The organism is Faecalicatena sp. (assembly GCF_058819085.1).
The window spans coordinates 108,302-119,716 of record NZ_JBZUUL010000037.1 but is presented as its reverse complement, the minus strand read 5'-3'; the positions used below and the strand labels follow the sequence as shown (position 1 = coordinate 119,716).

Genomic DNA, 11,415 nt, shown 5'->3' with positions numbered 1-11,415 from the left:
ACGATGGACACCCTTGCCTTCGGCTATATCCTTCCCACTACCGGGCGGATTCCGGACTTGCACCGGTTAGAAACGTGCGCCGCCGGGCGCACTTGCAAAAGGGTCAGACCCCTTTGAAACGGGGTCTGACCCTTCTGAATTTCACTTGAACTTTTTAAGTTTAAACGAAACTTTTTACTTTCTCATAAATGCTGTCTGCATCCAGTCCATATTTTTTCACCAATTCTACTGCAGGACCTGATTCTCCATAAGTATCATTGATTCCGATCTTCATAACCTTCGTCGGAGCCTGCTCTGAAAGCACATCACACACTGCGCTGCCAAGTCCTCCGATAATGGAATGTTCCTCAACTGTAACGACTTTTCCAGTCTCCTTTGCTGCTGCAACAACCAGCTCTTCATCAAGTGGTTTAATTGTATGAATGTTAATGACTTTTGCATCAATTCCGTCTGCTGCAAGTTTTTCCGCTGCTTCAAGGCAGTTAGCAACCGGAAGCCCTGTCGCGATGATCGTGAGGTCCTTTCCTTCACGAAGCACCACACCCTTTCCAAGCTCAAACTTATAGTCCGGCTTGTCATTGATAACTGGTACTGCAAGTCTTCCGAAGCGCATGTATACAGGTCCCACATGATCATACGCTGCCTGCACTGCTGCTTTTGCTTCGATATCATCAGATGGGTTGATCACAACCATCCCCGGAATCGTTCTCATCAGGGCGATGTCCTCGTTGCACTGATGTGTCGCACCATCTTCTCCTACGGAAATACCTGCGTGTGTTGCGCCGATTTTTACGTTCAGCTTCGGATAGCCGACGGAGTTGCGAACCTGCTCAAATGCACGTCCTGCCGCGAACATTGCGAAGGAGCTTGCAAATGGAACCTTGCCCGCTGCAGCAAGTCCTGCTGCCACACCGATCATATTACATTCTGCGATACCGCAGTCGATATGTCTCTCTGGAAATGCTTTTTTAAATACGCCTGTCTTTGTAGCTGCTGCAAGGTCTGCGTCCAGTACTACAACATCTTCGTGATTTTTCCCTAACTCGGCTAAAGCATTACCATAACTTTCTCTTGTTGCAATTTTCTTTACATCTGACATAATGCTTCACCTACCTTCTCTAAATCTTTCATAGCAACTTCATACTGCTCATCATTCGGAGCTGCTCCATGCCAGGAAGCCTGATTTTCCATGAAGGAAACGCCTTTTCCTTTCACAGTTTTCGCGATAATCGCTGTCGGCTGTCCCTTTACTGTCTTAGCCTCCTTGAATGCTGCATCGATCTGATCGAAATCATTTCCATCGATATTGATTACATGGAAATTAAACGCCTCAAACTTCTTATCGATCGGATATGGAGAGTTCACCTCATCGATTGCTCCGTCGATCTGAAGATTATTATTGTCCACAATGACAACCAGGTTGTCCAGCTTTCTGTGGGCTGCTAACATAGAAGCTTCCCAAACCTGACCTTCCTGAATTTCTCCATCTCCAAGCAGAGTATACACTCTGTAGTCATCTCCGGATAATTTAGCAGCAAGTGCCATACCAACTGCCGCTGAAATTCCCTGGCCCAGGGAACCTGATGACATATCGACTCCCGGGATATGCTTCATATCCGGATGTCCCTGCAGGTAAGAACCTACATGACGCAGAGTTTTCAGATCCTCAACCGGGAAAAATCCTCTGTTTGCAAGTGTAGAATATAATCCCGGAGCTGTATGTCCCTTAGATAACACAAATCTGTCGCGATCTGCCTTCTTAGGATCCTTAGGATCAATATTCATTTCTTCAAAATAAAGATAGGTAAAAATATCAGCTGCTGACAGTGATCCGCCCGGATGTCCGGACTTTGCACTGTGAACCGCTGTCACGATGCCCTTGCGGACCTCGTTTGCAGTCTTCATCAATTCTAATTTGTTCATCGGAATTCCTCCTAAATTTTATGTTTGAAACAGACTTTTTCAAAGGGGTCTGACCCCTTTGCACGCCATTGTCAGACTATTCACCAAATACTGCCTTGTAATCAGCCTGGAACTTCTCGATTCCGGCATCTGTCAGTGGATGATGTGTCATCTGCTCGATTACATTGTATGGTACTGTTGCGATGTCAGCTCCTGCAAGTGCGCAGTCTGTTACGTGGATCGGATTACGAACGCTTGCTGCGATGATCTCTGTCTCGATTCCCGCAACCTCAAAGATCTGTGCGATCTCTGCGATCAGATCTGTTCCTCTTACGGAAATGTCATCCAGACGTCCCAGGAATGGGGAAACGTATGTTGCACCTGCTCTTGCTGCAAGAAGTGCCTGGTTTGCGGAAAAGATCAGTGTTACATTGGTCTTGATTCCTTCTGATGAAAGCACTTTACAAGCTTTCAATCCTTCTACTGTCATAGGAATCTTAACAACCATGTTCGGGTGGATCTTAGCGATCTCTCTTCCTTCTGCGATCATTCCTTCTGCATCTGTTGTCGTAGCTTTTACTTCCCCACTGATTGGTCCGTCTACGATGGATGCGATCTCAGCGATCACTTCTTCAAAAACACGTCCTTCCTTTGCGATCAGTGACGGGTTTGTTGTAACTCCGCAGATCACTCCCATGTCATTTGCTTTCTTAATATCCTCTACTTTAGCTGTGTCGATAAAAAATTTCATTGTCCGTTCCTCCTTGAACTAAATCCCTTTGTTTTCATATTTCTGATTATAATCTCTGCGATGAAAGCGGTCAATAGGCTTATAAAATATTAATAATTTTATCTCATTAATATTTTATAATTATTAATCAAAACAACTTTTTATTGAAGATATCAATTCTCAAATTCCCAGTACATTTCTGGCATTTTCAGAAATATTTTCTGTTTCCTGCTCTTACAACATTCGAAATTATTAATAATAATTTTAAGTAATGCATTAATTTTTCTTTTTTTTGCTCCTCGGATAAGAGGTGGTTCCCCTTGTCACAAGACGCGGCTCATACTCCACGTGATAAATACTGATAGGCTCCATTTCTGAATAGCGCCGATCTCTTGTTTTAATTTTCTTCATGATAATATCGCATGCATCCCTGCCCTTGTATATCACAAAATGCTCAATTGTAGTCAACGAGATTTTGTGCATTTTAGCAAACAATGTATTGTCGCAGCCCATCACCGACATATCTCCGGGGACTTTATATTTTTCATCATAAAGCGCATCCAGGATTCCAAATGCGATCATATCGTTCAGACCTACGATAGCTGTCAGCTCCTTATCTTCTGCCAAAAGCTCCTTGGTCAGATCATAACCGATCCGATACTCTGAATCGATCCCCGGAATGTCCCTGTCTATCGCCTCATTAGCCGCCTTAATAACCACCTGCTCACCGAGCCCGGCATCCTTAAATTCTTTCAGAAAGCCCTCGACCCGTTTGGAACGCTGCTTCTGCCGCACCGTTAAGGGAGGCGCGATGTACGCCACATGCCTGTGTCCAAGTTCAAGCAGATGCCGTGCCATGATCCTGCCGAGTTTCGAATTATCCAGCTCCACGGCATCCACATCCAGTTTCTCATTCTGGTTGTTGATCACCGCAAATGGGATCTGTCTCGAAAGCTCCTCCACCACAGGCATGAAGCACCGGCTTGGGTTGCATGTGTAGATCACACCCTGCGGATTCAGAGACGGCATCATTTTCAAATACCGCTCCTCCAGCTCCAGGTTCCGCTGTGTATTACAGACAAACAGACCGAAGCCCTGTTCCGTAGCCCTGGACTCAATTCCCTGGAGCAGCATTACATAATACGGATTTGTCAGATTTGGACAGAATACCACCAGAAGCTTTTCGCGCTTATTTTCCTTGTGCTTTTTGCGCTTCGGCAGTTCATATCCCAATTCCTTAGCCGCATCCTCTACTTTTTTCACCACGTCCTTGGAAAAAGAAACGTTATACTTTTTATTCAGCACCATCGAAACGGTGGCCTGGGAAACTCCGGCCCTTTGTGCTACATCCGAAGATGTCACCTTCTTCTTATACATCGTCCCACATCCTGTTCTACTACAACTGCGTTCTGCCCTCCAAGGCTCTCAGAAGCGTCACTTCATCAATATATTCCAGATCACCGCCAACCGGAACCCCGCTGGCGATCCGGCTGACCTTAATCCCTGTCGGCTTGATCAGCTTACTGATATACATCGCTGTCGTCTCACCTTCCAGGCTTGAATTCGTCGCAATGATCACTTCGTCCACATCTCCCTGCAGGCGCTCCATCAGTTCCTTTAAACGGATGTCCCCAGGACCGATCCCCAGCATTGGCGATATCGCACCATGCAGCACATGATAGACACCATTATATTTCCCGGTCTTCTCATAAGCTGCCAGATCACGCGGTGTCTCCACAACCATGATCGTCTTCTGGTCCCGGTCTGGATTGCTGCAGATAGGGCAAAGCTCCCGGTCCGTCAGGGTACAGCACTGTGAGCAGTATCTCACATTATTGCGTGCATCCACAAGACACTTTGCCAGTGCCTCCACCTGCTCCTTCGGCATATTGATAATATGGAAGGCAAGCCGCTGCGCAGACTTCGCTCCGATCCCCGGAAGCCGCGAAAACTCCTCGATCAGCCTGCTGATTTGATTACTATAATAGTCCATCTGGTTTCACTCCTGTATTCCTTTTATGTCCTTTTGCCGGGTAATTCAACGAGCGATTCAAAAGGGTCAGACCCTTCTTCAAAGGGGTCTGACCCTTTTGCTCTCCATTGTCAGAATATTTAGAACATTCCCGGCATTCCGCCGCCAAGTCCGCCTGTCAGTTTGCTCATTGCTGCACCGGATACTTCATCGACCTGGCGCAGTGCCTCGTTTGTTGCTGCCACGATCAGGTCCTCTAACATCTCAATATCTTCCGGATCCACTACTTCTTCCTGTAATTTCACCTTCAGAACCTCGCGTTTACCGGAAACAGTCACCTCAACTGCACCGCCTCCTGCTGTTGCTGTAAACTCTTTTGTCTCAAGCTCCTTTGCCTGCTCTTCCATCTGACGCTGCATCTTCTGCGCCTGCTTCATAAGGTTCGCCATATTGCCAGGCATTCCGCCGCCTGGAAATCCACCTCTTTTTGCCATGATCTGATCCTCCTATGCTACAATATAAAATTTATACGCTATTATCATCTTTACGGCGATTTTCAGCCGTTCATTACTTATATTATCATATTTCCTTTTATCTGTGTAGTTTTTTCATGTGAAAACATCTCTCATCAAAATATCTCACGATTAAGATAACAGACAATATGCCCCTCTTACAGCGAATAAATACCATCCTTTGGATCATTCCCTATAAAAGAAGCATATGTATCGTAATTCTTCATCATTTATGAAATATGAAATAGTCCCTGATGCTGCTGCTTGTAATCTCATCGTTATAATCCTTTAGACGTCTCCACGGCTCTTCTTCATGTGTACGGTCAACCAGATACCATGCACTGTAATCCATAAGTCCGTCCAATACAGAATTGATCAGCTCTTTATCCCTTTTACAGATTCTATCTGTATCAATGCTCACATTCTCCATCTGCAGCCTTCCGGCTTTAAATACAAGCCTGTTCTCCGTTCTCTGTTGCGGTATCTCATCACTTCCATATTGACTGAACCGATTATAAACACTTGGAATCACCGGACCATGCCTCCAACAAAGGATAGCCTCATCAAAGCAGTCCTCTCCCCGCTCACATAAAAATGCTGCCTGAATGTAATACAACAGCTTCTGCAGTTTCAGATTGGAGATGTGCCTGCCGCATTCCTTTATATAATTCACGGTATAATTCGCTATATCTATCGCACTATACATCTTAGGGCCTCCTTTCACAGACGATTTTGGGTACATAACATTTCCCCTTTATAGGACTGCTGATAAAAATACAAGTCTTATTTTTATCACAACTCTCTATATCTAATATAGCATAAAGCGCCAAACAGAACAAGCGTTCTTTTTTCTTATATATTCTTTTTCTTATGTTTTCATTTTACACTCAATATACCTGCTTAATATGCCTCCATATATACAGCATCAATCCCTCTCAAGTCTCTATTCATCCTCCACAATGATCTCCATATTAATATATTTCTCAAGGTCTGCAAATGTGTCCTCAAAGTGCCGCCCCTCTTCTACATGGCGCACCTCCACCTCAACCTTCTTCCCGATCCGGTTTTCGATCAAACCTTCTAACTCCTGCCGATGGTCTTCCCTTCCGACGATCTCAGCCTCCATTGACCCGGGCATAACGATCATCAGCCGGTTATCTCCTCCAAGGCTTAATCTTGCCTTCTTTAAGAAGGTCCTAAGCATGCCGGATGCCTCATCTGCAATGGGTCTGAAGTTCTTCACAACCTCCTTGATATCATCCGGGACCGCATTCGGAAGCTCCGGCTTCGGACCTGTCTTCGCAGGCACATCAGCATCTTCACTTCCTACATATACCACCCGTTCCGAAACAGCTCCTGCCGGAATTCCCTGCTCTATCTTCTCCTCCAGTGCACGGATCCGGTCAAGCAGGCTGTCCTGCTCTATCTCCATCGCCGGGGTACACAGCTTGATCAGTGCGACCTCCAGAAGCACTCTCTTCTGGGACGCATATTTTAACTGCCCTGAAAGTTCGGAAAAAATACGGATATACCGAAGCAGCATGTCGGTCTCGATCATCTCTGCCTCTTCCTTAAGCTGCTGCATATTTTCCGTGGATACATCCAGTACATCCTCAATATTATCAGACGTCTTCATGAGGAGTAGATTTCTCAGATACCATGTAAAATCTACAGACAGCTGCGTCAGCTCCCTTCCGAGCATCACCAGCTCCTCCACGGTATCCAGCACCTTGGGAACATCCCGCCGGATGATATTGCGCAGCAGCTGGCTGAATACATCCGTATCCACCGCGCCGAGTACTTCAAGCACATTATCATAAGTCAGCTTCTGCCCCAGATAAAAGGCGATACACTGATCCAGAAGGCTCAGCGCATCACGCATGGAGCCATCCGCCGCCTTCGCCACATAACGGATCGCCTTATCCTCCACCTCTACCTGTTCCTCGATCATCAGCTCCTTCAATCTGTCCGAGATCGTCTCGATGCTGATCCTTTTAAAATCATAATGCTGACAGCGGGACAAGATCGTGATCGGTATCTTATGAACCTCCGTCGTCGCCAAAATAAAAATAACATACTCCGGCGGCTCCTCCAGCGTCTTTAAAAGTGCATTAAAGGCCCCTATGGAAAGCATATGGACCTCATCGATGATATAGACTTTATACCGTCCCTCTGTCGGACGGTACGCCACCTCCTCCCGGATCTCCCGGATATTGTCCACACCATTGTTCGATGCAGCATCGATCTCTATCACATTCATGGAAGTACCCGCCGCAATGGACCTGCACATCGCACATTCCCCGCAGGGACTTCCATCCACCGGATGCCCGCAGTTCACCGCCTTGGCAAATATCTTCGCAACCGTAGTCTTTCCCGTCCCGCGGGTCCCACAGAACAGATAGGCATGCCCGATGCGGTTTGCCTTGATCTGGTTCTGTAATGTTGTAATAATATGGTCCTGCCCTTTTACATCTGAAAATTCAGTAGGACGGAACTTTCTATATAGCGCCGTATACGACATGAATCACACCTCTGTTCTCTTTACTTAAATTTCATCTCCAAAACTAATTCCCGTCAGCTTTGCTTCCTTGATCAGACTGCACTTCGGATCCACATATTTCAGCTTCCCTGCCACATCCTTAAGCGGTACCTTCACAGTCTCACCATTTCTCATTGCGATCATATAACCATAATCCTCTTCTAAGATCAGCTGGGCTGCCGCCGCCCCTACCCTTGTAGAAAATACTCTGTCATAAGGACAAGGCGATCCCCCCCTCTGTGTATGTCCCGGCACCGTAATACGGACTTCCTTATCCGTCTTCTTCTGGATCTGTTCTGCCAGTTCATATGCAATGGAAGGATATTTTCGTTTCTCCAGCTTTTCCTTATATTCCTTTTTCTTAAGCTTTGCGTCCTCCTTCGAGATCGCCCCTTCTGCAACAGCAAGGATGGTGAATGGCTTGCCTGCCTCGGTACGCTTCTGGATCACATCTGCAATTACATTGATATCATATGGGATCTCCGGGAGCAGGATAATATCCGCACCGCCTGCAATACCGGCGTGGAGCGTGACATGTCCCACCTTGTGCCCCATTACTTCTATTATAAATACACGGCTGTGTGAAGTCGCTGTGGTATGGATCCTGTCGATCGTGTCAGTGGCAATATCCACCGCACTCTGAAATCCGAAGGTCATATCCGTTCCCCACAGATCATTATCGATCGTCTTCGGAAGCGTGATGATGTTCAATCCTTCTTCCCGAAGCATATTCGCTGTCTTATGCGTACCATTGCCTCCCAGGATCACCAGACAATCCAGGCTCAGCTTGTGGTATGTATGCTTCATAGCAGCAACCTTATCAAGCCCGTTCTCGTCCGGTACACGCATCAGCTTAAACGGCTGTCTGGAGGTACCCAGGATCGTACCGCCTCTGGTCAGGATCCCTGAAAAATCCTTGGAGGTCAGCATCTCGAAATTGGCATAGATCAGACCCTTATAACCATCTTTAAAACCATAAATCTCTACATCCTTACGTTTGGAACAGACTCCCTTCACAACACCTCTCATGGCTGCATTCAAAGCCTGGCAGTCTCCGCCACTTGTCAACATTCCGATCCTTAACATAGTACGTGTCCTCCTTTTTCAAACTTCCCTGCACATCTGATGCCCTTCTGCCGCCATCCTCCTATATTCTAACTAAGAACATGCCTTTGCGGCATCCGCAGAGTATATTAACTACGAAAAGCTCCACCGTAAGGTGAAGCTTACTCTTACCTTTATAATTATACCCCATTTTAAACACTGTAACAAGAAAATCTTAGCCCCCTGATTTGTGGAGCTTGGCAAAGCCGTCCGCAGATATCCCGGCCTTCCATTTCTTTTCCGTTTTAACCTTCCGATTTTTGCTTCTATTCTCCTCCTTTTTCTGGAAAGTATAATCCAAAACCGCGATTTTCTACTATGTTTTTGCACAAAAGGATTGTAATCACCCCGAAAAACTTGTACAATATGTACAAGTAATATGAAAGAGAGGACTTAGTATGAAACAAAACAACATGTTAGCAATGATCTTAGCTGGCGGTCGCGGTTCTCGTCTGCATGACCTGACGAACAAAGTGGCTAAGCCAGCCGTTTCATATGGCGGGAAATACCGCATTGTCGATTTTCCATTAAGTAACTGTGCCAACAGCGGCATTGATGTAGTGGGTGTACTGACACAATATGAATCTATTTTACTAAACAGCTATGTTGCTGCCGGACGCCGCTGGGGCTTAGATGCACAGAACAGCGGTGTTTACGTTCTGCCGCCGCGCGAAAAGGCTGACGCCAACCTTGACGTTTACCGGGGAACAGCAGATGCGATCTCACAGAATATCGATTTTATCGATACCTTTTCACCAGAATACGTCCTCATCCTGTCAGGTGACCACATTTATAAGATGAATTATGCGAAAATGCTCGCTTATCACAAGGAATGTCAGGCAGATGCAACGATCGCCGTCATTGAAGTCCCAATGAAAGAAGCAAGCCGTTTCGGTATCATGAACACCGACGAGGAGGGCCGCATCGTAGAATTCGAGGAGAAGCCCCCACAGCCGAAGAGCAACCTTGCATCTATGGGAATCTATATCTTCAACTGGAAGCTTCTGCGCAGGCTGCTTCTTGCAGATATGAAGGATGCCGATTCCAACCATGATTTTGGTAAAGATATCATCCCGACCCTTTTAAATGACCAGAAGAGACTGTATGCATACAAATACAAAGGCTACTGGAAGGATGTTGGAACCATCGACTCTCTCTGGGAGGCTAACATGGACCTTCTGGACAAGAACAACGAGCTGGACTTAAATGACCCGACCTGGAAGATCTATACCGAAGACGGTTATACCCTGCCTCACTATGTAGGACCAAATGCAGACATTACGAATGCTTTCATCACCCAGGGCTGTGTCTTAGACGGAGAGATCAAGAATTCCGTATTGTTCACAGGGGCCAGAGTTGGTACAGGTGCCAAGATCATTGACAGTGTACTGATGCCTGGTGTGGAAGTAGGCGAGGGCGCAGTTGTGACACGTGCACTCGTTGCCGATGGAATTAAGATCGACAAGAATGCTGTCGTAGGACATGCTGACAGCGAGCACATCGAACTGGTTGCGAAACATGTAAAGGGGGCAGAATAATATGAATAACGCATTTGGAATTGTTTATCCTTCCGGGAATCACATTTGGGTAGAAGGGCTTCAGAATTACCGCAGCATCGGAGCATTTTCCTTCCTGGGCAGATATCGTGTCATCGATTTTCCGATTTCCAATATGAGTAACAGCGGCATTGACCAGATCCAGGTTTATCTGAGAAGAAAACCTCGTTCACTTGTAGAACACCTTGGAACAGGACGACATTACAACATCAACTCCAAGCGCGGAAAGCTGCGCGTGCTTTTCTCTGAAAGCAGCTCAGAGAACGATATTTACAATACTGATATCGAAGCTTTTTGGGAGAACCTTGAGTGTATCGAGAGAATGCATTACCAATATGTAGTGATCGCTCCAAGCTATATGGTATATACCCAGAACTTCGACCATCTGCTGGAGACACATATCGAATCAGGAGCAGATATCTCTCTTTTGTATCACTCAACAGATAATGCAAAGGAAGCCTTCTTAAACTGCGACCTCTTGAACCTAAACCGCCAGAAGGGAGTCTTATCTATTGAGAAGAACCGGGGGACCGCTAAGAACAGAAGCATTTTCATGGACACATACGTTATGAAAAAGGACCTGCTGTTAGAACTGATCCAAAAGGCAAGAAGTATTTCCTCCATGTATACGCTGGCCCAGATCGTTGATAACCAGTGTGAGGAGCTTGATGTACGCGGAGTTTCACACAGAGGTTATTTTGCTTCCATCACAGACTTTAAGAGTTACTATGATGCTAATATTTCACTGATCGACCTGAAGAATTCCACGACTCTGTTTGACGATGAATGGCCGATCTATACACGAACCAATGACTCCTGCCCAACACAGTATTATAAGACTGCGGATGTGAAGTCTTCCGTTGTATCCAATGGCTGCTCCATCGAGGGTACCATCGAGAATTCCGTTATCGGACGCGGCTGTATCATCCAGAAAGGTGCTGTGATCAAGAACAGTGTTCTTCTGCCGGGGGCAACGATTGGAAAAGACGTACATATTGAAAATCAGGTTGTTGACAAGGGTGCAAAAGTGATCCATGCAAAAGAGGTTACTGCCGATCCTTCAAAACCCGGTTATATCAGAAGAAGAGACAGATTATAAG

General features: G+C 46.1%; 11 protein-coding genes. 2 read left to right on the top strand and 9 right to left on the bottom strand.

The features are described from left to right. Nucleotides 1–160: 160 nt before the first annotated feature. The 9 genes from AC4OGX_RS17490 to AC4OGX_RS17450 form a co-directional block, all read right to left on the bottom strand. Entirely contained in the window at nt 161–1,099 is a 939-nt protein-coding gene (locus AC4OGX_RS17490) for a transketolase family protein (protein ID WP_493331943.1), read from the bottom strand. Then, a complete protein-coding gene (locus AC4OGX_RS17485; RefSeq protein ID WP_493331942.1) occupies nt 1,087–1,923 on the bottom strand; it encodes a transketolase in 837 nt (278 codons plus the stop codon). Before AC4OGX_RS17485 ends, AC4OGX_RS17490 begins: the two co-directional genes overlap by 13 nt. 76 nt (nt 1,924–1,999) lie before the next feature. Next, complete coding sequence (fsa, locus tag AC4OGX_RS17480; RefSeq protein ID WP_287841427.1) at nt 2,000–2,653, bottom strand: fructose-6-phosphate aldolase; 654 nt, start codon at nt 2,651–2,653, stop codon at nt 2,000–2,002. A gap of 255 nt (nt 2,654–2,908) precedes the next feature. Further along, nucleotides 2,909–4,009 (bottom strand): LacI family DNA-binding transcriptional regulator, encoded by a 1,101-nt coding sequence (locus AC4OGX_RS17475; RefSeq protein ID WP_493331941.1) that lies wholly within the window; start codon nt 4,007–4,009, stop codon nt 2,909–2,911. A gap of 19 nt (nt 4,010–4,028) precedes the next feature. Then, nucleotides 4,029–4,625 (bottom strand): recombination mediator RecR, encoded by a 597-nt coding sequence (gene recR, locus AC4OGX_RS17470; RefSeq protein ID WP_493331940.1) that lies wholly within the window; start codon nt 4,623–4,625, stop codon nt 4,029–4,031. A 119-nt stretch (nt 4,626–4,744) separates the two neighbouring features. Beyond that, nucleotides 4,745–5,098, bottom strand: a complete 354-nt coding sequence (locus AC4OGX_RS17465) for a YbaB/EbfC family nucleoid-associated protein (protein ID WP_493331939.1) — start codon at nt 5,096–5,098, stop codon at nt 4,745–4,747. Nucleotides 5,099–5,342: 244 nt separating this feature from the next. After that, nucleotides 5,343–5,822, bottom strand: coding sequence for a Panacea domain-containing protein (locus tag AC4OGX_RS17460; RefSeq protein ID WP_493331938.1), 480 nt, complete (start codon nt 5,820–5,822; stop codon nt 5,343–5,345). Nucleotides 5,823–6,059: 237 nt separating this feature from the next. Further along, a complete protein-coding gene (gene dnaX / locus AC4OGX_RS17455) occupies nt 6,060–7,637 on the bottom strand; it encodes a DNA polymerase III subunit gamma/tau (protein WP_493331937.1) in 1,578 nt (525 codons plus the stop codon). Nucleotides 7,638–7,661: 24 nt separating this feature from the next. After that, entirely contained in the window at nt 7,662–8,741 is a 1,080-nt protein-coding gene (locus AC4OGX_RS17450) for a 6-phosphofructokinase (RefSeq protein WP_493331935.1), read from the bottom strand. A 416-nt stretch (nt 8,742–9,157) separates the two neighbouring features. Here AC4OGX_RS17450 and AC4OGX_RS17445 point away from each other — a divergent pair, with 416 nt between their 5' ends. Then, entirely contained in the window at nt 9,158–10,297 is a 1,140-nt protein-coding gene (locus tag AC4OGX_RS17445) for a glucose-1-phosphate adenylyltransferase (RefSeq protein WP_493331934.1), read from the top strand. 1 nt (nt 10,298) lies between these two features. Next, the gene (glgD, locus tag AC4OGX_RS17440; RefSeq protein ID WP_493331933.1) at nt 10,299–11,414 is read left to right on the top strand and encodes a glucose-1-phosphate adenylyltransferase subunit GlgD; all 1,116 of its coding nucleotides are present in this window, start codon (nt 10,299–10,301) and stop codon (nt 11,412–11,414) included. Nucleotide 11,415: the final 1 nt, after the last annotated feature.